The sequence below is a fragment of the Ensifer sp. YR511 genome (genome assembly GCF_900103045.1).
GTDB lineage: Bacteria > Pseudomonadota > Alphaproteobacteria > Rhizobiales > Rhizobiaceae > Ensifer > Ensifer adhaerens.
On sequence record NZ_FNGR01000003.1, the window covers coordinates 101,350 to 122,248 of the forward strand.

Annotated in this window: 20 protein-coding genes; 9 read left to right on the top strand and 11 right to left on the bottom strand. The window is 63.3% G+C overall.

All coding sequences use genetic code 11. From position 1 onward, the window contains the following. Window positions 1–50 precede the first annotated feature (50 nt). From BLU15_RS07640 to hisS, 5 genes are all read right to left on the bottom strand, one after another. A complete protein-coding gene (locus BLU15_RS07640) occupies window positions 51–1,274 on the bottom strand; it encodes an NAD(P)/FAD-dependent oxidoreductase (RefSeq protein WP_090295118.1) in 1,224 nt (407 codons plus the stop codon). A gap of 87 nt (window positions 1,275–1,361) precedes the next feature. Continuing rightward, complete coding sequence (locus tag BLU15_RS07645) at window positions 1,362–2,069, bottom strand: glutathione binding-like protein (RefSeq protein WP_060584061.1); 708 nt, start codon at window positions 2,067–2,069, stop codon at window positions 1,362–1,364. A gap of 146 nt (window positions 2,070–2,215) precedes the next feature. Continuing rightward, a complete protein-coding gene (hisG, locus tag BLU15_RS07650) occupies window positions 2,216–2,911 on the bottom strand; it encodes an ATP phosphoribosyltransferase (RefSeq protein ID WP_043618363.1) in 696 nt (231 codons plus the stop codon). After that, window positions 2,908–4,050, bottom strand: coding sequence for an ATP phosphoribosyltransferase regulatory subunit (locus BLU15_RS07655; RefSeq protein WP_060602074.1), 1,143 nt, complete (start codon window positions 4,048–4,050; stop codon window positions 2,908–2,910). The genes hisG and BLU15_RS07655 overlap by 4 nt, the downstream gene beginning before the upstream one ends. A 5-nt stretch (window positions 4,051–4,055) precedes the next feature. Beyond that, window positions 4,056–5,567: a histidine--tRNA ligase gene (gene hisS / locus BLU15_RS07660; protein ID WP_034800953.1), complete on the bottom strand. Its 1,512-nt coding sequence runs from the start codon at window positions 5,565–5,567 to the stop codon at window positions 4,056–4,058. A gap of 440 nt (window positions 5,568–6,007) precedes the next feature. Here hisS and BLU15_RS07665 point away from each other — a divergent pair, with 440 nt between their 5' ends. Then, on the top strand, window positions 6,008–6,436 hold the full coding sequence (locus tag BLU15_RS07665) for a hypothetical protein (protein WP_034801425.1): 429 nt from the start codon (window positions 6,008–6,010) through the stop codon (window positions 6,434–6,436). Window positions 6,437–6,544: 108 nt separating this feature from the next. Further along, window positions 6,545–6,931, top strand: a complete 387-nt coding sequence (locus tag BLU15_RS07670) for a CopM family metallochaperone (RefSeq protein ID WP_090294887.1) — start codon at window positions 6,545–6,547, stop codon at window positions 6,929–6,931. A 60-nt stretch (window positions 6,932–6,991) separates the two neighbouring features. Here the strand turns inward: BLU15_RS07670 and BLU15_RS07675 are convergent, their stop codons facing one another. After that, window positions 6,992–7,636 (bottom strand): DNA-3-methyladenine glycosylase I, encoded by a 645-nt coding sequence (locus BLU15_RS07675; RefSeq protein ID WP_090294889.1) that lies wholly within the window; start codon window positions 7,634–7,636, stop codon window positions 6,992–6,994. Between the two features lie 256 nt (window positions 7,637–7,892). Here BLU15_RS07675 and BLU15_RS07680 point away from each other — a divergent pair, with 256 nt between their 5' ends. Both BLU15_RS07680 and BLU15_RS07685 read left to right on the top strand, forming a co-directional pair. Beyond that, a complete protein-coding gene (locus BLU15_RS07680; protein ID WP_090294891.1) occupies window positions 7,893–8,666 on the top strand; it encodes a L,D-transpeptidase in 774 nt (257 codons plus the stop codon). A 191-nt stretch (window positions 8,667–8,857) separates the two neighbouring features. Next, window positions 8,858–9,553, top strand: coding sequence for a L,D-transpeptidase (locus tag BLU15_RS07685; protein WP_034800943.1), 696 nt, complete (start codon window positions 8,858–8,860; stop codon window positions 9,551–9,553). A 66-nt stretch (window positions 9,554–9,619) separates the two neighbouring features. On the opposite strand, the gene glcF is transcribed toward BLU15_RS07685, so the two are convergent. The 4 genes from glcF to BLU15_RS07705 form a co-directional block, all read right to left on the bottom strand. Continuing rightward, window positions 9,620–10,915, bottom strand: coding sequence for a glycolate oxidase subunit GlcF (gene glcF, locus BLU15_RS07690; RefSeq protein WP_090294893.1), 1,296 nt, complete (start codon window positions 10,913–10,915; stop codon window positions 9,620–9,622). Window positions 10,916–11,026: 111 nt separating this feature from the next. After that, complete coding sequence (locus tag BLU15_RS07695; RefSeq protein WP_034800937.1) at window positions 11,027–11,407, bottom strand: DUF4870 family protein; 381 nt, start codon at window positions 11,405–11,407, stop codon at window positions 11,027–11,029. 31 nt (window positions 11,408–11,438) lie between these two features. Beyond that, window positions 11,439–12,650 (bottom strand): glycolate oxidase subunit GlcE, encoded by a 1,212-nt coding sequence (glcE, locus tag BLU15_RS07700; RefSeq protein WP_089044717.1) that lies wholly within the window; start codon window positions 12,648–12,650, stop codon window positions 11,439–11,441. Continuing rightward, on the bottom strand, window positions 12,647–14,086 hold the full coding sequence (locus BLU15_RS07705) for an FAD-linked oxidase C-terminal domain-containing protein (RefSeq protein WP_060584051.1): 1,440 nt from the start codon (window positions 14,084–14,086) through the stop codon (window positions 12,647–12,649). The genes glcE and BLU15_RS07705 overlap by 4 nt, the downstream gene beginning before the upstream one ends. A gap of 106 nt (window positions 14,087–14,192) precedes the next feature. On the opposite strand from BLU15_RS07705, the gene BLU15_RS07710 reads away from it, so the two are divergent. Beyond that, window positions 14,193–15,089, top strand: coding sequence for a LysR family transcriptional regulator (locus BLU15_RS07710; RefSeq protein ID WP_034800931.1), 897 nt, complete (start codon window positions 14,193–14,195; stop codon window positions 15,087–15,089). A 72-nt stretch (window positions 15,090–15,161) separates the two neighbouring features. On the opposite strand, the gene BLU15_RS07715 is transcribed toward BLU15_RS07710, so the two are convergent. Then, on the bottom strand, window positions 15,162–16,436 hold the full coding sequence (locus BLU15_RS07715) for a DUF3422 family protein (RefSeq protein WP_034800929.1): 1,275 nt from the start codon (window positions 16,434–16,436) through the stop codon (window positions 15,162–15,164). 287 nt (window positions 16,437–16,723) lie between these two features. Between BLU15_RS07715 and BLU15_RS07720 the strand changes: the two genes are divergently transcribed. From BLU15_RS07720 to BLU15_RS07735, 4 genes are all read left to right on the top strand, one after another. Beyond that, window positions 16,724–17,512 (top strand): FadR/GntR family transcriptional regulator, encoded by a 789-nt coding sequence (locus BLU15_RS07720; protein ID WP_244546716.1) that lies wholly within the window; start codon window positions 16,724–16,726, stop codon window positions 17,510–17,512. A gap of 313 nt (window positions 17,513–17,825) precedes the next feature. Then, on the top strand, window positions 17,826–18,332 hold the full coding sequence (locus BLU15_RS07725; RefSeq protein ID WP_060516578.1) for an NUDIX hydrolase: 507 nt from the start codon (window positions 17,826–17,828) through the stop codon (window positions 18,330–18,332). A gap of 137 nt (window positions 18,333–18,469) precedes the next feature. Beyond that, the gene (locus tag BLU15_RS07730; RefSeq protein WP_060584345.1) at window positions 18,470–19,975 is read left to right on the top strand and encodes an inorganic phosphate transporter; all 1,506 of its coding nucleotides are present in this window, start codon (window positions 18,470–18,472) and stop codon (window positions 19,973–19,975) included. Window positions 19,976–19,986: 11 nt separating this feature from the next. Continuing rightward, the gene (locus BLU15_RS07735) at window positions 19,987–20,724 is read left to right on the top strand and encodes a 16S rRNA (uracil(1498)-N(3))-methyltransferase (RefSeq protein WP_090294897.1); all 738 of its coding nucleotides are present in this window, start codon (window positions 19,987–19,989) and stop codon (window positions 20,722–20,724) included. Window positions 20,725–20,899: the final 175 nt, after the last annotated feature.

A 20,899-nucleotide genomic window follows, 5' to 3' on the forward strand; every position in this document is an offset into this window, starting at 1 on the left:
GCCTTCAAGTTGCAGCCTGCCAAAAAGCGCCGCCTGGCGTGGTTCGTCGCCTATGCTTGCGACAGCAGCGCCTTGAGGTCGGATTGGGGATCGGCGATGACGGCTCGGTCAGGATTGATGCCGCTCTCCAGCAGCTTCTTGCCGGTCACATAGGCCTTGGCGTCGTTGATCGCATCGACGGCCACCAGGCGCCCCTGCCGGAAATACCAGACCGACACGCTGCCTTCACGCTGGCCGGGCCTGACGATGGTTTCGTCGTGGCCGAGCCCGAAGCCGGCGATCTGCAGCTTGACGTCGTACTGGTCCGACCAGAACCAGGGCTTGGGATCGTAAGGGGCATCACTGCCGGCAAGGATCGCCGCGACCGCTTCGGCCTGATCGACGGCATTCTGCACCGACTCCAGCCGGATGCGCAGATCCTCGAAGGGAAGAACGGCGCAATCACCCATCGCGAAGATCGCCGGATCGGAGGTGCGGCCATGCGCGTCGACGACGATGCCGTTTGCGGTTTCGAGCCCGGCGTCGTGGGCCAGGCGATCATTGGCGGTCACGCCAATGCCGACGATGACGACATCGACCGGCAGGGTCGAGCCGTCGGAAAGCTCTGCCGCCGTGACACGGCCGTCGTCTCCGACGAGACGATTGAGGCCAGTGCCTTCGCGGATATCGACGCCGCGGCCACGGTGAATTTCCCGTACAAGGCCCGACGTCGCCGAGGAGGCAACACGCTGCAGGATGCGGTCGGCCATTTCGATGACCGTGACGTCCAGGCCGCAGGTGCGCGCGACGGCTGCCGCTTCAAGACCGATGTAACCACCACCGATGACGAGCGCGCGACGGCCGGGCTTCATCTCCTCGGCAAGGCGGTCGGCATCCCTGAAGTCGCGAACGACGAAGACACCCTCGAGATCGCCGCCGACCGAGGCCGGCAGCCGGCGCGGCGTGGCGCCGGTTGCAAAGGCCAGCACTTCATAGTCGAGCGATGTGCCATCGCTGAGCATCACGTGTTTGCCGGCCCGGTCGAGCCCGATCACGGTCGTTTCGAGGCGCACGTCGACAGCGTGCTCGCCGTACCAGGCTTCCGGCCGGTAGAGCAGGCGGTCGAGGCTCATCTCGCGCAGGAGATACTTTTTGGAGAGCGGCGGGCGCTGATAGGGCAGGCTTGCTTCGGAGGCGACGATGGTGATCGGCCGCTCGTCCTTGAGCGCACGGAGCTTCGCAACCAGAGCAAAGGCGGCCTGACCGCCACCGACAACAACAAGCCTTCCGGACACGCTTCCCACCTGCCTTTATTCATCTGTACAACAAGGCCTAGCCTTCCGCCCGAGCTTCGTCAACTCTGGCACAGGCCACGCCGTTTGCTATTCCTTGCGCGGCACGTCCATGCCCTTTTGAGCCGCCGGGCGCGACAGGCCGCGCTCGACCCAAGCCATCACCTTGGGGAAGCTCTTGTAATCCAGGACCTCGGCACCGCCATAGAATCTGCGCGCGCCTTCGACCCAGGGATAGGTGGCGATGTCGGCGATCGTGTAATCGTCGCCCATCAGCCATTGCCGCCCTTCAAGGCGGGTTTCAAGCACGCCGAGCAGCCGCTTGGCTTCGTCACGGTAGCGCTCGACGGGGTAGGAATTGTTGGCGACCTTGTCGGCGGCGAACTTGAAGAAGTGACCGAACTGGCCGAACATCGGACCGACGCCGCCCATCTGGAACATAACCCAGGCGATCGTTTCGTAGCGGCCGGCCGCGTCGGCAGGCAGCAGCTTGCCGGTCTTTTCAGCGAGATAGATGAGGATCGCGCCGGACTCGAACAGCCCGATTGGCTTTCCATCCGGGCCGTTGGGATCGATGATCGCCGGGATGCGGCCGTTGGGGTTGAGCGAGACGAACTCCGGCGACTTCTGGTCATTGGTATCGAAGGCGATGCGGTGCGGTTCGTAGGGCAGGCCCAGCTCTTCGAGCGCGATCGAAACCTTCACGCCGTTCGGCGTCGGCAGCGAATAGAGCTGGATGATATCAGGGTTTTTCGCCGGCCAGCGCTTGGTGATCGGAAAGGCGGACAGATCGGCCATGAAGGTCTCCTGGAACGGAACAGCGGGAAGCGGCAGAGACGCCGCACGCACACTTACATAGGAGCGGAGGGCGCGCCTTTTGAGGGCCCTACTTTATTTTTGTAACCGGCGGGATCGTCAAGACCGCGCCTGCTCCGTTCGCAGCGTCAAAGGACGCTACGAACGGCCGCGATAATCCGTGCCACGACCGGATCGCCGTCGTGAGCCGCCTTGCGCGCCCGAACCAGGCAAGCTTCGGAACGCAGGATCACGCCATCGGTGAGTATCTTCAGGTGGTTTGCCTTCAACGTCGAACCGGTCGAGGTGATGTCGACGATGATGTCGGCGGAACCAGAGGCCGGCGCGCCTTCGGTCGCCCCGAGGCTTTCGACGATGCGGTAAAGCTGGATGCCGTGGCTGCCCGAGAAATGGTTCTGCGTCAGCCGCCAGTACTTGGTGGCGATCGCCAGACGGCGACCATGGCGGGCACGGAAATCGGCGGCAACGTCGCCAAGGTCGGCCATGGTGTCGACGTCGTACCAGACCTCAGGCACCGCGACGACGACGTCGGCATGACCGAAGCCGAGACGGGCGCAGAACTCGACGCGCGCATCGGCGTTGGCAAGCCCCTCGCGCACCAGGTCTTCGCCGGTTACGCCGAAATCGATTGAGCCGTTGCCGAGCTCTCGCGAGATTTCCGACGCCGAAAGGAACGCAATCTCCACATCATCAGCACCTTCGACGCGGCCGCGATAGGAGCGGTCGTTGCCGACGGCAACGATCTTCAGGCCGGCGCGTTCGAAGATCGCCGAAGCGTCATCCTTCATCCGCCCCTTGGACGGCAAGGCGATAGTGATGGTCATTGGGCGCCTCCTTCAGAGGCAATCGCCTTTTCGATGCGGTCGAGCCAGAGCGAGAAGCCGACGGCCGGGATATGCTCGCGGGCGCCGAGCAGAGTCAGCAGCCGATCGAAGCGGCCGCCGCCGGCAAGGACGGCATGCGTTCCGGCAAGCTCAACCTCGAAAACCAGGCCGGTATAATAGTCGAGAGGACGACCAAAGGCCGCTCGATAACGAATGGCGCCGATGTCGGAACCGGTCTTGCCAAGGGCGGCAACGCGGGCATCGAAACGGGCGAGCGCATCATCGATTTTGAGGCCGGATTTCTGCGCGAAAGCGAAGAGTGCGGCCGGCGCATCGGCAAGCGGCACGTCGAGCGCCAGGAACGCGGCGACCTGATCCAGCGTTCTGCGGTCGAGCCGCGTGTTCGCCAGTTCCATCTTCTCCTTCAGCCGGCGCGCAATATCCTGCGGCGAACGGCTAGCGTTGGTCGAATAGCCGGTCGCTTCCATCGTTGCGGCGACATGCGCGACGAGACGGTCCTCGTCTTCGAGCAGGCCGTCCATCGACAGCCGCACGACTTCAGGACCGAAGACGCCGACCGTGCGCGGATGGGCGAGCTCGGTCAGAAGCTTCTGCAAGTGCTTCTGGTCGCCGAAGGCGTGGATCAGCCGCTTCTGCCAGCCAGCCGGCAGGCCACAGGCACCGACGACGGCTTCAAACACGGCCTGGTCGCCAAGCGTCACGCTGAGAGACCGGCCCGGCACCCGGTTGGCGACGATGCGCATCGCGTCAGAGACGGCGCGCGCATCGGCTGCCGCCGTATCGGTGTCGCCAAGATCCTCGATGCCGGCCTGGTAGAATTCGTTGCCGCCTTCGCGGCGCTGGCGGAAGACCTCGCCGAGATAGGCATAGCGCTTCGGCGTTCCGGTCACCGCCTCGATATGGCGGAGACAGACGGGAATGGTGAATTCCGGCCGCAGGCACAGGCTCTCGCCGGTCTCGCTCTCGGTCATGAAGATGCGGCGGCGCAGATCCTCACCAGCCATGGCGAGGAAAGGCTCGGCCGGCTGGATCACCGGAGTGTCGACACGCAGCGCGCCGAGGCTTTCGAAGTCGGCAAGCAGCGCATCGGCAAAGGCGGGCAGATTGATGAGGGCCATGGTCGTCAGCCCCTTGCCCGATCCTCGGCCTGTGCCGCCAGCATCTCGCGTACCTTTTCGACCAGTTCGGCCGTCGGCACGGAAACCTGGGCCACGCGCGCCTCGCGCCAGGCCGCATTGTCCTCGATCTCACCCGACAGGCGCTTGCCCTCGATCAGATCCTTGATCTGCACGACACCGGCGGCGCGCTCGTCGCCACCCTGGATGATGGCGAGCGGCGAGCCACGGCGGTCGGCATATTTCAGCTGATCGCCAAAGTTCTTCTTGTTGCCCTGGTACATTTCGGCGCGGATGCCGGCATGGCGGAGCTGCTGCACGAAACGCTGGTAATGGCCCATCGCCTCGATGTCGCGGTCCATGACGCAGACGACAACAGGCGCGAGCACGTCAGATGCACCGAGCTTGCCGAGGTTCTTCAGCGCCGTCATAAGGCGGGAAACGCCGATCGAGAAACCGGTCGCCGGGACCGGCTGACCCATGAAACGCGACACGAGACCGTCGTAGCGACCACCACCGCCGACCGAACCGAAGACGACCTTTTCGCCCTTCTCGTTGGTGACGGCAAACTGCAGCTCGGCCTCGAAGACGGGGCCGGTATAATATTCGAGACCACGCACGACCGAGGGGTCGATCTTGATGCGGTCAGCCTCGTAGCCGGCGCTCAGGACCAGGCTGCGGATGGTGTTGAGTTCCTCGACACCTTCGCCGCCCTTGGCGGTGCCTGAAACGAGCACTGCCAGTTCGTCGGCACTTTCGGCATAATTCTGGATGCCGACGAAGAACAGGACCTTGTCGATCTGCTCGCCATTGAGGCCCGCACCCTTGGTGAAGTCGCCGCTTTCGTCCTTGCGGCCTTCGCCGAGCAGGAGCCTGACGCCTTCGGGGCCGAACTTGTCGAGCTTGTCGATGGCGCGCAGCACCGTCAGGCGGGCATTGACCTTGTCGTCGCCGCCAAGACCGATCGCCTCCATGACGCCGTCGAGCACCTTTCGGTTGTTGACGCGGATCACGTAGTCGCCGCGCGCAATGCCAAGGGCTTCCATGGTGTCGGCCATCATCATGCACATTTCGGCGTCCGCCTGGACGCCGGCGGCACCGACGGTGTCGGCATCGAACTGCATGAACTGGCGGAAGCGGCCCGGGCCAGGCTTCTCGTTGCGGAAGACGTAGCCGGCGCGATAGGTGCGGAACGGCAGCTGGATCTCGTTGAAGTTCTCGGCGACGTGACGGGCGAGCGGCGCCGTCAGGTCGTAGCGCAGCGACATCCACTGATCGTCGTCATCGGTCAGCGAGAAGACGCCTTCGTTCGGCCGGTCGCTGTCGGGCAGGAACTTACCGAGCGCATCGGTGTATTCGAACAGCGGTGTTTCGACCGGGTCGAAACCATAATGCTCGTAGACCGCCCGGATCTTGCCGATCATTTCGTCCGTCGCGCGGATATCGGCAGCGGAGCGATCGACGAAGCCGCGCGGAAGACGCGCCTTGAGCTTCTGCGGTTTCTTCTGTTTCTCGGTCATGGGAGCATTCCGGACTGTCTCTTGTTGGCTGCTTTCCCTATCGGATCAAGTGGGGGGCGGCAAGGGTTTGCACCGCGCAAAGCGTTTGCCCGGGCCATGCGCCGGCGCTTTGCGTCAAAGCCTAGCACGGGTGAGCTTCGCGTCATCGGGATTGACACGCACCATCGCGACGCGTCGGGGAGGACTTGACCTCAACCACAAGGCGCATTAGACGATATGCAATCACTAAAAGTTTATCGCCTGACAGATCGACGACGTTCCGGCTGCACCGATGATCGTCTATCTTCGCGGCCATGGGCCGAGTACCTACAAACGAGTTTTCGATGCAATGACTGCATCGGGAAAACACTTCAATGGCAAACAACGCATCGAAGCGCCTTGCGGCAGTGGCGGTCTCCGGTAACGAGACATCACGTCCGCGCGGCGAGAAGAAGGGCATCATGTTGAGGTTCATGACACCTGGCTCGGGAGCCATCCAACCCGGGCACCTCGGGGCGCATTCGGCCTGGATGGACCACCTCGATGAAAGCGACTATTTCGTGGAGACATGGCGCTGCGATCTGGCCAGCGGCGTCTTTCATCTGGGCGAGCGAACCGCCGCCCTGCTTGGCGCTTCCAACCGCTCCTGCGGCATCGTCGATCTGGTGCGTGCCTATGACAGCCGGGATCGCGTGACAGTGCTCAACATCCTCGAGCAGGCAACCGCGTCGCCGTCTTCATTCTGCTTCACGGCGCTCGTGCGCTTGCCAAGTTTGAAGGCGGCACAGCTTTTCTGCGTCGGCCGGTCGTCGCTCGACGCGTCCACCGGCGAAAACATGCTGCAGGGCATTTTCGCCTTTCCGCGCGAGCGTCCGGCGCTTGACGCCTGAACGGACGGGTTGAATCCGCAGCCAGCCCTTCCCTAGATTGATGGAGTGCCAAGAAGCCGGCCACGGCCGGCCTCTTGGCACGAGACATCAGATAAGGAAGGAAACACCATGTCGCTGAAACCGCTGATCGCCGCCCTCGCGCTTTCCGCCTGCCTCGGCTTTCCTGCGTTGGCAGAGGAGTCGGGACACGGCAGCATGCACCATGGAGCGACCGAAACCGCGATGCCGAAGGGCGACAATTCGCCTTCGAGCAAAGCCTTCGCCGAAGCCAATGCCCGCATGCACAAGGACATGGACATCACCTACACCGGCAAGGCGGACATCGACTTCGTGCGCGGCATGATCGCCCACCATCAGGGCGCGATCGACATGGCGAAGGTGGAGCTCGAATACGGTGAGGACGAAACGCTGCGCAAGCTGGCCGAAGAGGTCATCAAGGCGCAGGAAGGCGAGATCAGGACGATGAAGGCGTGGCTCGCCAAGAACGGCGGCTGAACCCGCAGTCCCAACGCCACCGGCAAACACCCGTCGTCAGGCAGACGACGGGCGCACTCATCAGGCGACGCGGGCCTGGGGCCTTGCAAGCTTGCCACGCAACTCCTCGACGACCGTGCGGCAGTGGCAGCCTTCGATGTGATCGTTGACGAGGCCCATGGCCTGCATGAAGGCGTAGATCGTCGTCGGGCCGACGAAGGTCCAGCCGCGCTTCTTCAAATCCTTGGAAATGCGGGTCGAGGTCGGGGTCGTCGGATTGGCGACGATCGCTTCATAGGTCACCACCTGCGGACGCTCGGCTGCCTGCGGCTCATAGGACCAGAAATAGGCCGCCAGCGAACCGAACTCTCGCCTCAGTTCCTGGGCGCGGCGCGCGTTGTTGATCGTCGAGACGATCTTGCCGCGATGACGCACGATGCCTGTATCGGCAAGGCAACGCTCGATTTCCGCGTCGCCGAACTTTGCGACCGCGTCGAAATCGAAACCGGCGAAGGCGGCGCGAAACGCCTCGCGCTTGCGCAGGATCGTTAGCCAGGACAGGCCGGACTGGAAACCTTCCAGGCAGATCTTCTCGAAAAGCCGGCGGTCGTCGGTGACCGGGCGCCCCCATTCCTCGTCATGGTAGCGACGATAATCGTCGAGATTGCCCTGCCAGGCGCAACGCAAAAATCCGTCCTCACCGATCACAATGCCCTTGGCCGTCATCGCCCTCTTTGCTCCATCCTGCTCATTTTCCTGCCTTTACCATTTGCAAACCAGATTCCTAAAGCAGCGGATAACCCTACCCAAAGCTTTATCGGCGCCATCGGCTTTTAACGAGGCACCGTTTACCATTCGGTCGCCCTCCAAATGACACGATTGCCCCCATTGCCAAGGCGCAACCCGTCCGTTCGAGCATTCCGCTCACCGGCAGACTGCGCCCCCTTCAGTGATTTTCGGCGAAAGGTAGCGAGTCCGTCCGATGTTGAAAAAGTCTCTTCTTATAGCCGCCTCTCTTCTGACCCTCGTGGCTGGCCCGGCCGGAGCACAGGACCGGTATCAGAACAGGCCGCCCGTCGTCGTCAGTCCCGACCTCACCGCCCCCTGGGTGATGCAGCTCGGCGGACAGCAGGCGCGCACGCGGCAGGTTATCTACCGGCAGCAGATTCCGCGGGCCACCCGAAAACAGTTCTATCAGCAGGGACAGGTCGCGAAACCTCAGGTCAAGCGCCGCGCCGTCAATCCGCTGATCCAGCCGGCCAATGCCATGCGCGCCCAGCGGCCGGTGAAATCGAAATTCGACCCGCAGTACCTGCCGCAGACGGTCGCCTATGAGAGCAAGGAAAAGCCGGGCACGATCGTCATCGATACCAACAACCGCTTCCTCTATCTGGTGACCGGCAACGGTGAGGCACGGCGCTATGGCGTCGGTGTCGGCAAGCCGGGCTTCGAATGGGCCGGCGCCCACAAGGTCACCCGCAAGGCGGAATGGCCGAGCTGGACGCCGCCGCAGGAGATGATCACCCGCGAGGCGGCCAAGGGCCATTACCTGCCGGCCCGCATGGACGGCGGCCCGGAAAATCCGCTCGGCGCACGCGCCATGTATCTCGGCTCGACGCTGTACCGCATCCACGGCACCAACGCCCCCTGGACGATCGGCTATGCCGTTTCCTCCGGCTGCATCCGCATGCGCAACGAAGACGTTGTCGATCTTTACGAGCGCGTGAAAGTGGGCACGAAGGTTATCGTCATCTAATTGCAGCACTGCATAGAATATTCCCCTCTCCTCACCCGTGTTGCTGTTGCCTATGCGTGATTTTCAGGCAACAGCAGCGTAAGGACAGGCAAGTTTTGTGATCACGTTTGATCTACCGGATGTATCGCGGGCTTGAACTTCGATGCGTTTTGCATAGCCTGCCTGCAACGAGGGTTTAGAGGGAATCGTAAATGAAGCGTCATGCCAGCAAAGTGGTCGCAATCGCGATTGCGACCAGCACTATTCTTGTGGCCGCCAGCGCCTCGGCTTTCACGCCGGCGCCCGTAGCAGGCCCCAAGATCCAGTCGTCAGACATTGTACTCGTGGCCACTCCGAAGAAGCCGGCAAAACAATACTGGCGCACCAAGGTTCGCTTCCGCACCGACGAAGCCCCCGGCACGATCATCGTCGATACCAACAACAAGTTTCTCTACTACATCGACGGCCCGAACCGCGCGACGCGCTACGGCATCGGCGTCGGCCGGGACGGCTTCGGCTGGTCGGGTGTCGTGAAGGTTGGCCGCAAGGCCGAATGGCCGACCTGGACGCCGCCGGCCGAAATGCGCCGCCGCGAGGCCGCCAAGGGCCGCATCCTGCCGATCACCCAGGAAGGCGGCATCGACAACCCGCTCGGCGCCCGCGCCATGTATCTCTACAAGGGCGGCCGCGACACGATCTTCCGTATCCACGGTACCAACCAGCCCTGGACCATCGGCCAGAACATGTCGTCCGGCTGCATCCGCATGATGAACGAGGACGTGGAGCATCTCTACGACCGCGCTGACGTCGGCACGAAGGTCATCGTCATCGGCCCCGGCAGCAAGGCCGGCGACACCTATTTCGACGATCGCGGCGTCGACATCTTCCGCCAGATCTTTGGCGGCTGAGGACTCCGAAACTTCCACCCACCAAAAAGGCCGGCTCCCGAAAGGTGGCCGGCCTTTTGCTTTGCCTCAGAGCCCCTCAGGCTTTGCCCCGCCATAGGCCCAGTCGAGCAATTCGACCGTATGCAGGATGGGGATTTTGGTGCCGCTGGCGATCTGGGTGATGCAGCCGATGTTGCCGGTCGCAATCGCATCCGGCTTCGTTGCCTCGATGTTCCTGACCTTGCGCGCCTTCAGCTTGGCCGAGATTTCCGGCTGCAGGATGTTGTAGGTACCGGCCGAACCGCAGCAGAGATGGCCCTCGGCCGGATCGCGCACGACGAAGCCGGCGCGCTTCAGAAGCTGCTTCGGCGCAAGCGTGATCTTCTGGCCGTGCTGCATCGAACAGGCGGAATGGTAGGCGAGCGTCATGCCGCGCGCCTCCTGTTCCGGCAGGTCGAGGGTCGCCAGATACTCGGTGATGTCCTTGGCCAGCGCCGAGACCCGTGCGGCCTTTTCCGCATAGGCGGGATCGAGCCTGAGCATGTGGCCGTAGTCCTTGATCGTCGTTCCGCAGCCCGAAGCGGTGATGACGATGGCGTCGAGTCCACCTTCGTCGGCGACCTTGAGCCAGGCATCGACGTTGCGGCGCGCGGCTTCGAGCGCCTGGTTCTCGCGGCCCATGTGATGCACCAGCGCGCCGCAGCAGCCCTCGCCAGCCGAAACGACCACCTCCACACCAAATCGTGTCAGAAGCCGGATCGTCGCCTCGTTGATTTCCGGCTTCAGCACGGGCTGGGCGCAGCCGCTGAGCAGCGCAACGCGGCCGACACGCTTGTCCTTGGGCGCATGAACGCCGGGTGTGGCCGAAGCCGAGGGCTCCGCCACGACGGCGGGCGCCAGATCGAGCATCACGCCAAAGGTTTTCAGGAAGGCGACGCGCTTCATCAGTCCGGCGAGCGGTCGGGCAAGGCCGGCTGCCTTCAGCGACAGGCGGAAGCGCTGCGGATAGGGCAGCACGGCTGCGAGCACGGAACGCGCCAGCCGGTCCTTGAACGGGCGGCGATAGGTGTTTTCGATATGCACGCGGGCATGGTCGACGAGATGCATGTAGTCGACGCCGGAGGGACAGGTGGTGGTGCAGGCGAGGCACGACAGACAGCGGTCGATATGGGTGACCGTTTCCTTGTCAGCCGCCCGGCCGTTCTCCAGCATGTCCTTGATGAGATAGATACGCCCACGCGGGCTATCGAGCTCGTCGCCGAGCGTAACATAGGTCGGACAGGTCGCGGTGCAGAAGCCGCAATGCACGCACTTGCGCAGAATGGCCTCGGATTCGGCCACGTGCGGATCGGCGAGCTGCTCGGCGGTAAAATTGGTCTGCAAGTGCGAACTCCACTCTTCGTCCTGCGGAACCGGGCGCTTCGCGCCGCGGTCGATTGCAACATTCTGTTTTCAGCTTCCTTCGACCTTGCCGGTCTCCGGTTGCATACCGGCCTAAACCATCCAGCCCTCGGGATTGGTAATCGGCTCTTCGCGCGCGGCCCTTTGCAGGCCGACGACGCAGCGCACGACGATCCAGACGGCGGTGGCGATGAAGCCGAGGATGCCGACAAGCACCACCGTCAGCAACAGCGAGATCAACAGGAACAGCAGCGATATCCAGAAGGTCCGGATCGCCCAGACATAGTGCGTCTGGACCCACGGCGCGCCCTTGCCACGATTGAGATAGGCCATGACGACGCCGATGATCGGCGTAATGCCCACCGCAAACCCGACGAGATAAAGGACATAGATCACCTGCACATTGATCTTGCCCGGCTCCAGCCAGCGATCGGTCTCCCGGGAGAACGGTGTCTGCGGACCCTTATCGCTCATGCTTGTCTCTCCTGTTCCCTTGCGAATGCGCTCAGGAAATCGCGGCCATGCGGCCGGGATTGAAGATCCGGTGCGGGTCGAACTTCGCGCGCACGCGCTCGCTCAACTGTGCCACGGGCAAGGGTTGCGGTTCAAACGATGAAACGGCCTGACGGTAGCTGTCATCGGCCCTGACGAGGGTCGCGTGGCCGCCACCGAGAACCTTGATGTAACGGCGCACCAGTTCCGCCTCCGGATCGGCCTCCATGCGCAACCATACGAGACCGCCCTGCCAGTCGTAGAAAGCGTCGACGCCGGTCTGCAGCCGCAGTGCTGCTACCAGTTGATGGCCAAGCGACGGGGCGACGGACGCGCGCCAGAGCGGCTTCCTGGTACCGTCGGCATAGGGTTTGACGTCGCGGATCTCCGTCCAAAGCCTTGCTGTTTGCGATGCATCAAGCCGCGTCACCGCGCCGAAGCGGCCGACTGCCTTTGTCAGCTTTTCAGCCCTGATCGCAACGGATGCCTCCAGCCCTTCGAGCCTGAGCACGGTGGCTGCACCATCCGGAAGGTTGCCATCCAGGAACCGTCCGCGCACGCTCTCCGGCAGATGCGCCGCGCCGGAAACCTCAGTTGTCTGCGCCATTGCCTCGGCCATGACCGCCGCCGCCTCGGCATCATTGAGCCCGGAGACGACGATGGTCTCCGACGCCGGCGGCAGCGGCAGGACGCGGAAGGTGACTTCGGTGAGGATGCCGAGCGTGCCATGCGAGCCAGCCAAAAGCTTGACCAGATCGAGACCGGTGACGTTCTTCATCACACGCCCGCCGGCCTTGATTGCCTCGCCCTCGCCGTTGACGAAACGCACACCGAGCAGGCTGTCGCGGGCGGCACCGGCGACATAGCGCCTGGGGCCGGATACATTGGCGGCAAAGACCCCGCCGATCGTCGGCTCACCCGAGGAGGCGAAGATCGGCCGGTGATCCATCGGCTCGAAGGCGAGCATTTGCCGGTTTTCGGCCAATGCCTCGCCGATCTCGCGCAGTGGCGTTCCCGCAAGCGCGGTAATCGTCATTTCGGCCGGATTGTAGCTGACGATGCCGGAAAGGCGGCGGGTCGACAGCACCCGATCGGCGCGCACAGGATTGCCGAGGCCGGAGCGCGTGTTGCCGCCGATCACTACGAGCGACGCCTTGTCCGCCGCCATGGCGCGAACGACGGTCGCAATCCCCTCTTCGCTGGCCGGTTCGAAATGCACGATCATGCGGCGGGACGCCCTTTAAGAGGGAAGACCTTGGACGGGTTCAGGATCCATTGCGGATCGAAGGCGGCGCGCGCCGCCATCTGCTGGTCGAGGTCGATCTGGTTGTACTGATGCAGCATGAGATCCCGTTTTTCGATGCCGACACCATGCTCGCCGGTGAGGCAGCCACCCGCGTCGACGCAAAGCTTCAGGATATCGTTCCCGGCAGCCTCGGCGCGCGCCGCATCCTCCGGGTCGTTGATGTTGTACAGGATCAGCGGATGCATGTTGCCGTCGCCGGCGTGGAAGACATTGGCGACGCGCAGGCCGTAGCTCGCGACGATCTCACCGGTGCGGGCAAGCACATGGGAGAGTTGGCTGAGCGGCACGGTGCCGTCCATGCAGATATAGTCGGCGATGCGGCCGGTGGCGCCGAAGGCGGATTTCCGGCCTTTCCAGATCGCCGCCGCTTCCATGGCCGACTGGCATTCCTTGATAGTCGCGACCCCGTGACGGCGCGCGACCGCGACGATGCTCGCGAGCATCGCATCCATCTCCGGCTCGGAGCCTTCGACCTCGACGATCAGTAGCGCTTCGACATCGAGCGGGTAGCCGGCGTGGGCGAAGGCTTCGCAGATCTCGATCGCCGGCTTGTCCATGAACTCGATCGCGACGGGAATGATGCCGGAACCGATGACATCAGCGACGCAGGCGCCGGCCGCCTCCGACGAGGCAAAGCCGAAGAGCACCGGGCGGGCTCCCTCCGGTTTGGCGATCAACCGCACCGTCGCCTCGGTGACGATACCGAGCTGGCCTTCCGAGCCGCAGACGAGGCCAAGCAGATCATAGCCCGCCGCATCCAGCGCCTTGCCGCCGAGATCGACGACGGTGCCATCGAACAGCACCATCTTCACGCCGAGCAGATTGTTGGTGGTGACACCGTATTTCAGGCAATGAGCACCGCCGGAATTCATGCCGATGTTGCCGCCGATCGTGCAGGCGAGCTGCGAGCTCGGGTCGGGTGCATAAAAGAAGCCATCGGCGGAAACCGCCTCGGAGATGTTGAGGTTGGTAACGCCCGCCTGAACGGTGGCGGTGCGATTGAAAAGGTCGACATCGAGGATGCGCGACATCTTCGAGAGGCCGATGACGACCGCATCCTCTTGTGGGATGGCACCGCCCGAAAGCGAGGTACCGGCCCCGCGCGGCACGACCGGAACGCCGTAGCGGCTGCAGTATTTCAGGAGCGCGGCCACCTGTTCGGTGGTTTCCGGCAAGGCGACCGCCAGGGGCATGCGGCGATAGGCGATGAAGGCATCGGTCTCGAACGGTTTCAGTCCGCGCTCGTCGCTGATCAGACAGCCCTCGGGCAGGAGGTCCGAGAGGTCGGCGATAATCTCGCGGCGCCGGGCGATAACCTCTGGTTTCGGCTGCAGAAAACCGATTGTCTCCGCCATCAGCTCCTCCCGCCGCATATCGATTGGTTCATTTTCTTTACCACTAGGACAGAGGCCTCGCAAATGCTATTGAGCTTTTCCGTTTTGGAAATAATGGCAACGATTGATGACGAATTTAGGCGATCTTGAGATTTTTGCACGGGTCGTTTCCACCGGCAGTATGTCGGCAGCGGGGCGGGCGCTGGGGTTTTCCCCAGCTGTGATCTCCAAGCGCATCAAGAGACTCGAAGACCGGCTCGGCACGCGCCTCCTTCAACGCACGACGCGCCAGATTTCGCTGACGGAAGCCGGCCAGGGCTTCTACGACCGGGTGCTCGGCATTCTGACCGGCATCGAGGAGGCGGAAGCCTATGCGTCGGGCCGCTCGTCGCATGCGCTCGGGGTGCTGCGGATATCGGCGCCCACCTCCTTCGGCCGCATGCACATCGCGCCGCATCTGACCAAGTTCATGAAGGACCATCCGGATCTGAAATTGCACATCGTGCTGACGGACGAATTCACCGACATCGTCGCGGAAGGCTTCGACATGGCGGTCCGGATCGGCGAACTGGTGGATTCGTCGCTCGTCGCCCGTAAGCTTGCCCCCGTCCGCCGGCTGCTCTGCGCCTCGCCGGACTACATCGCCCGCAACGGCGCACCGAAAGAGATCGGCGACCTCGCCAACCACCTCTGCCTGCCGGCGCATAACAACGACAATTGGAAGCTCGAAGGGCCGGAGGGCGCGCTGGTCTGGCACCCGGAAGGGCCGCTCGTCACCAATTCCTCGGAGATTGTGCGCGCCGCCGTCATCGCCGGCGCCGGCGTTGCACTGCGCTCCACCTGGGATATCGGCCCGGAATTGCGCAGCGGCCAGCTGGTGCAGGTGCTACCGCAATGGGAAGGTTCGAAGCAGCTGACGCTTTCGGCCGTCTACCCAAGCCGCCAGTTCCTCCCGGCCAAGGTGCGCCTCTTCATCGACTATCTCGCCGAACTCTACGGACCGATCCCCTATTGGGAGCAGTAGGCGAACCGGCCTGGCATCTTTGTTTTCCGCAATTCCGGACGCAAAACCGCTGCACACTTTTGCTGGAATTGCTTACTTATGCTCGCTGTCCTCGTGGTGGCGGCGAATGCGGCGCACGATCAGCCAGACCCCGGCAACGGCGAAGGGCACGGCAAGCCCGGTCAGGAGACCGGGATCGATCGGCAGCTCGTGGCTGACCGCCTTGGCGAGATAGCCGAACAGCCCGACCACGTAATAGGAGATGGCGGCGACCGACAGGCCTTCGACGGTCTGCTGCAGGCGCAACTGCAACCTGGCGCGCCGATCCATCGAGTTCAGAAGCGCGCTGTTCTGCCGTTCAAGCTCGACATCGACCCAGCTTCGAAGCAGCGCCGTGGCGCGGGCGAGCTTGCGCGACAGGTTCGCCTGGCGCTCCTCGACCGACTGGCAGGTGCGCATGGCCGGCGCCAAACGTCGTTCGAGGAAGGTGCCGATGGTCTCGTAGCCCGGCACCGGCGTTTCGGCGAGCGTGCGGATGCGCTCCTGGACGATGCCGTAATAGGCGCGGCTGGCGCCGAAGCGATAGAGGCTGAGCGCGGCACCGGCCTCGAGATCGGCCGCGAGCCGAGTGATTTCGGCCAACATGTCGTCGGCCTCCTCGCGCACGTTTTCCTTCATGCGCTGGGTCACCGCCGTCAACCCGTCCTCCGTCCGGCGGATTTCCGGCGACAGCGACTGCGCAAGCGGCAGGCCCATCATCGCCAGCGTCCGGTAGGTTTCGATATCGAGCAAGCGCTGGACGAGAGCGCCGGTACCGGCTTCCGTCATGCCGCGATCGATCACCAGGATCTGCGTCAGGCCGTCACCGTTCTGGCGGAAGTCGGTGACGATCACCGCCTGGCCGTTCTTGGTCTCGCTGTAACAGAGGCTCGTCGGATCGAAGAGGCCGATGGCCTCGCGTGTCTCGGGCGTATCCGGCCGGATCTCCAGGCGGATGCCCGAGATCAGAGACCCGGGCGGCGAAAAGCCGTCGCCGAACGGATGGATCGGTACATCGCCGCCGAATTTCTCCGGCGGCGGCGCGTCCCAGAAATAGGTGGAGAATTCGGTATGACGCTCCCAGCGCAGCGTGCCCTGCCCCCAAGGCATCGCGTGATGGTTGGCGTCACGGCCGGGCGGCGCGATGCCGCGGGCCCGCGAAAGCTCCGACAGCACGGCGTGATCGACGATCGAGCCACCATCTGTCAGGAAGGCGAGCTGAAAGATCACCCGCGGCGTGGTCACCAGCGCATAGGGGCGCGAATGAACCTCGCCCAAGGCCAAAGCGCGCATCGGCGCCACCGGAAATGCAAAACTACCCTTTGCCATGAAGCGCCTTGTCCCCCTCACGCGTTCATCACAACTTTCTTATCAACGGAAAGAGCAAAAGAACAAAGGACGCATTGCCGCAGTTTGACTTTTGTCAGTCGCAACCAATCGGACGCACCCAAGTGGACAATCAAATTGACCACTTTGCGCGACCTGCCTAGATTGCGGCGCTGACAGGAGGAGGCGCTGAGCATCGACGCTCCTTCCGCCCTCGCCGCATGCAAACCGACCACATTCGCGATTTCGGACGAACCCGGGCCGAAATCCTCGTGATCTGGAGACCAGACGTGACCAAAGACCAGATCGACCTTTTCGCCCGTATCAGCCATAGCCGCACGGCGGACGAGGTCGTGCAGCAGATCGAGCTTTTGATCCTCGAAGGCGTATTGCGGGACGGCGACCGTCTGCCTGGCGAGCGGGAACTCTCCAAGCGCTTCGACGTGTCACGGCCGATCCTGCGCGAGGCGCTGAAGGAACTCGAAGGGCGCGGCCTGGTCGAAAGCCGCCACGGCGGTGGCACCTTCGTCGCCGACGTCGTCGGGCAGATCTTCTCCAGGCCGCTGATCGATCTCATTGCGCGCCATCACAAGGCGACCCAGGACTACCTCGAATACCGGCGCGAGCTCGAAGGCTTGACCGCGGAACTCGCCGCCACCCGCGCCACGGATTACGACCGGGACATCCTGACACGGATCATCGAGCGCATGCGCAGAGCGCACGCCGCCGGCGATTTTGACGCCGAACTCGAAGCCGATATCGAGCTGCACCAGGCGATCGGCGAAAGCGCCCACAACATCATTCTCCTGCACACGCTGCGCGCCTGCTACCGGCTGCTCCAGCAGGGCATATTCTTCCATCGCAATTCGGTCTTCGATGCGCCGGGGGCGCGCGACCGGCTTCTTGTGCAGCACGAAGCGATCTACGAGGCGATCATGGCAAGGGATCCGGCGAAGGCGAAAGCCGCCTCGCAGAGCCATATCGACTTCGTCGCCGCCGCCACCCGCGAGGCGGAACGCACCGGAGAATGGAACCGCATCGCCCGACTGCGCATGCAGCAGCGCGACCGCGCGAACTGACAGATCGGGCCCGCGCCCGACCCCCGGCTCTACCCTGCAGCCGCCTCTCCGGTCGGAATCAATCGCCCTTGCGATCTCGAACCGTTCCACCCCGAAACCAATCGTGATCCGACGACAACGTATGGCTGTCGGTCGGTTTGCAAATATGCCGCGAAAACACCATATCCTGTCGTATCCGGACCACAGTTCTGCGCAAAGCAAACCGCATATCCGGCTGCCGAATGCCCGCGACATTTACACGCTGCAGGACGCTGCCATACTGGTCGGCAAAGCAATTAAAGCCACTGATTCGCCGAGAGGAGCACAGACGACCTTGAACTTCTTGAACAGGCTCGCATCGGATGTCCAATTGATGCTGCGTCGACCGGCGCGCATGCAGTATGCCGCGCTCTGCTATCGGATCCGCAAGAAGACCAAGGCCCTCGAAATCCTCCTGATCACCAGCCGCGATACCGGCCGCTGGGTCATTCCCAAGGGATGGCCGATGCAGGGCAAGCGCGCCCATGAAGTGGCCGAGCGCGAAGCCTACGAGGAAGCCGGCGTCAAGGGGCATGTGCAGAAGGCGACCGCCGGCTACTATCTCTACCAGAAGCGCATGGATCACGGGCTGAAGATTTCGGTCAAGGTGCAGGTGCACGCGTTGGAAGTCGACGATCTCTGCAAGCACTTCCCCGAGGAAGGGCGCCGACAGCTCGAATGGGTCGACTACAAGGAAGCGGCCTCGCGGGTTGCCGAACCGTCTCTGAAAGATCTCATCCTTGCCTTCGGTGAACGCATGGGGAGCGCGTCGAGCCCGATGCCGAAGGCTGTGAACGGCTAGCCTTTTCAAGCATTCCAAGAGCATTCGACGCCGCCAGACGCGGGTTCCCGGCCTGCGCCATACGGATGTCCATCAAATCCACTTGAATGCGTGTCGCTGTGGCCTTAGTGGCCGTCGTGACAATGGAGTTCCAGGTAGTGGCACAGCCGCGCATACGCCTCGCAAAACAAACGATAGACAAAGACCTCGACAAGCTCAGCCTTGCCGAAGAGGCGTCGCAACATGTCAAGCGCAGCCTTGCGGCACCTGCGCTCGCCGGGCTGTTCCTGCTCTTGAGCATGGCCTTCGCCGCGAGCTTCGTGACGAGCTCCGCCAGCGCGCCGATCATCATCGCGGCGGCTGCCATTGCCGGCTACATGGCCATGAACATCGGCGCGAACGACGTGACCAACAACGTTGGCGCCGCAGTCGGCGCCAAGGCGATGTCGATGGCGACGGCGCTCACCATCGCCGCGATATTCGAGATCGCCGGGGCGCTGCTTGCCGGCCGGCAGGTCGCGCTGACGATCGAGGCGGGCATCGTCTATGGCGAAGACGTGCTCGGACCACAGGCAATCGTCTGGATCATGATGTCGGCACTCGCTTCCGCGGCGGCCTGGATCAACATCGCCACCTATTCCGGGGCACCGGTCTCGACCACGCACTCGATCATCGGCGGCATCGTCGGGGCAGGCATCGCGGCGGCCGGCTTTTCGAGCGTGCAATGGTGGTCGCTCGCCGGCATCACGCTCAGCTGGTCGGTCTCGCCGCTACTCGGCGGCGCCATCGCCGCAGCCCTCCTCGCTTTCCTCAAAGAATTCATCATCTACCGCGAGGACAAGATCGCCGCGGCCAGGCGATGGATGCCGGTCATCCTTGGCGTCACCGCCGGCTGCTTCATGGCCTATCTCGCGGTGATCGCACTGGTTCAGGTGGCCGCGATCACCATGCCCGTGGGTCTTGCTGCCGGCGGCGTCGCCGGTTTTGCGGTCTATCTGCAGGCAAAGCCCTGGATCGCCAGCCAATCGGAAGGGCTCGAAAACCGCAACCAGTCGCTGCGCCGACTCTTCCGCCTGCCTTTGATCGTAGCGGCGGCACTGCTTTCCTTCGCTCACGGCGCCAACGACGTCTCCAACGCCATCGGTCCCTTGGCTGCGATCGTCTCGGCGCTCGACGGCGTCATCACGACGGACAAATCACCGGCGCCCCTGTGGGAACTTGCGATCGGCGCGCTCGGCATCTCGATCGGTCTGCTGCTCTACGGCCCGAAGCTCATCCGAGTCGTTGGCCAGGAGATCACCAAGCTCAATCCGATGCGCGCTTTCTGTGTGGCACTGGCCACCGCGGTCACCGTGCTGCTGGCATCGGCGCTCGGCCTGCCCATCAGCTCGACGCACACGGCCGTCGGCGCCGTCTTCGGCGTCGGCTTCTTCCGCGAATGGTACATCCGCAATTCCAAGCGGCGGCTCGAATATGTCCGGCAAAAAACGGGACAGGCGGATTTCATGGAATCGGCGGAAACCAACTTTGCCGAGGTGCGGCGCCGGCATCTCGTCCGTCGCTCGCATTTCCTCACCATTATCGGCGCCTGGGTTATCACCGTCCCGGCCTCTGCCGCCCTGTCGGCCGTACTTTATTTCATCCTCTCCGGCATTTTCACCTGAAGGCCTCCTCAATGCGCGCCAATTTTCGCATGCAGCGACTGTTCGTCGAACACCCCTTGAGTGCCGGCTCGGCGCACGAGGCGTCCAAGGAACAGTTCAACTACCTGGTGAACGTGCTGCGTTACGAAGAAGGCGCCTCGATCCTCGTCTTCAACGGGCGCGACGGCGAGTGGCGGGCCGAGCTTTCCTTCGCCAGCAAGAAGCGCTTGGTGCTGACGCCCGTCGAGCAGACGCGCCCCCAGCCGGCGCCTTGCGATCTCGTGTATCTCTTTGCCCCGCTCAAGGTCGGACGGCTCGACTATCTCGTGCAGAAGGCCGTCGAAATGGGCGCCGGCACTTTGCAGCCGGTCATGACGCAACATGTGCAGGGCAAGCTTGGCAACATCGAGCGGGTTCGCGCCAACGTCATCGAGGCGGCCGAACAATGCGGCGTACTCGGCATTCCCCATGTCGAGGAACCACGCCGGCTCGAAGACCTGTTTGCCACCTGGCAGAGCGACCGGCGCATCATTTTCTGCGACGAAGGCAGCGACAGCCAGAATCCGTTGCCGATCCTCGCCGGCATCAAGGAAAAGAAGCTCGCGCTGTTGATCGGCCCGGAAGGCGGCTTCTCGGAAGCCGAGCGCACGCTGCTGCACAGCCTCGATTTCGTCACCGCCATTCCGCTCGGGCCCCGCATCCTCAGGGCCGACACGGCAGCCGTCGCCGCCATGGCGGTCATCCAGGCAACTGTCGGCGACTGGCGATAGCCGGTCGTTCCCGGGCAAATCGGACACCGCTCGCTCCCCTAGAAGGGGACGATCTCTCCGGCAAGGCAGGATTGGGTCACCAGTACCCATTTCCGCGGTGCTTGCTCCAGAGCAAGCAAATGTCCTACTTTTTTTGATGAGATCTTGAAAGAAATTGACTTGCACCGCACCTGAT

Bases quoted from the DNA above. Each gene is read 5' to 3' on its own strand.
- BLU15_RS07670 (WP_090294887.1), top strand. From the start codon at position 6,545: ATGTCGCTGAAACCGCTGATCGCCGCCCTCGCGCTTTCCGCCTGCCTC.
- BLU15_RS07735 (WP_090294897.1), top strand. From the start codon at position 19,987: ATGCGCGCCAATTTTCGCATGCAGCGACTGTTCGTCGAACACCCCTTG.
- BLU15_RS07655 (WP_060602074.1), bottom strand. From the start codon at position 4,050: ATGGCCCTCATCAATCTGCCCGCCTTTGCCGATGCGCTGCTTGCCGAC.
- BLU15_RS07695 (WP_034800937.1), bottom strand. From the start codon at position 11,407: ATGAGCGATAAGGGTCCGCAGACACCGTTCTCCCGGGAGACCGATCGC.
- BLU15_RS07705 (WP_060584051.1), bottom strand. From the start codon at position 14,086: ATGGCGGAGACAATCGGTTTTCTGCAGCCGAAACCAGAGGTTATCGCC.
- BLU15_RS07710 (WP_034800931.1), top strand. From the start codon at position 14,193: ATGACGAATTTAGGCGATCTTGAGATTTTTGCACGGGTCGTTTCCACC.
- glcE (WP_089044717.1), bottom strand. From the start codon at position 12,650: ATGATCGTGCATTTCGAACCGGCCAGCGAAGAGGGGATTGCGACCGTC.
- hisS (WP_034800953.1), bottom strand. From the start codon at position 5,567: ATGACCGAGAAACAGAAGAAACCGCAGAAGCTCAAGGCGCGTCTTCCG.
- BLU15_RS07645 (WP_060584061.1), bottom strand. From the start codon at position 2,069: ATGGCCGATCTGTCCGCCTTTCCGATCACCAAGCGCTGGCCGGCGAAA.
- BLU15_RS07685 (WP_034800943.1), top strand. From the start codon at position 8,858: ATGAAGCGTCATGCCAGCAAAGTGGTCGCAATCGCGATTGCGACCAGC.
- BLU15_RS07665 (WP_034801425.1), top strand. From the start codon at position 6,008: ATGTTGAGGTTCATGACACCTGGCTCGGGAGCCATCCAACCCGGGCAC.
- BLU15_RS07715 (WP_034800929.1), bottom strand. From the start codon at position 16,436: ATGGCAAAGGGTAGTTTTGCATTTCCGGTGGCGCCGATGCGCGCTTTG.
- hisG (WP_043618363.1), bottom strand. From the start codon at position 2,911: ATGACCATCACTATCGCCTTGCCGTCCAAGGGGCGGATGAAGGATGAC.
- BLU15_RS07680 (WP_090294891.1), top strand. From the start codon at position 7,893: ATGTTGAAAAAGTCTCTTCTTATAGCCGCCTCTCTTCTGACCCTCGTG.
- BLU15_RS07675 (WP_090294889.1), bottom strand. From the start codon at position 7,636: ATGACGGCCAAGGGCATTGTGATCGGTGAGGACGGATTTTTGCGTTGC.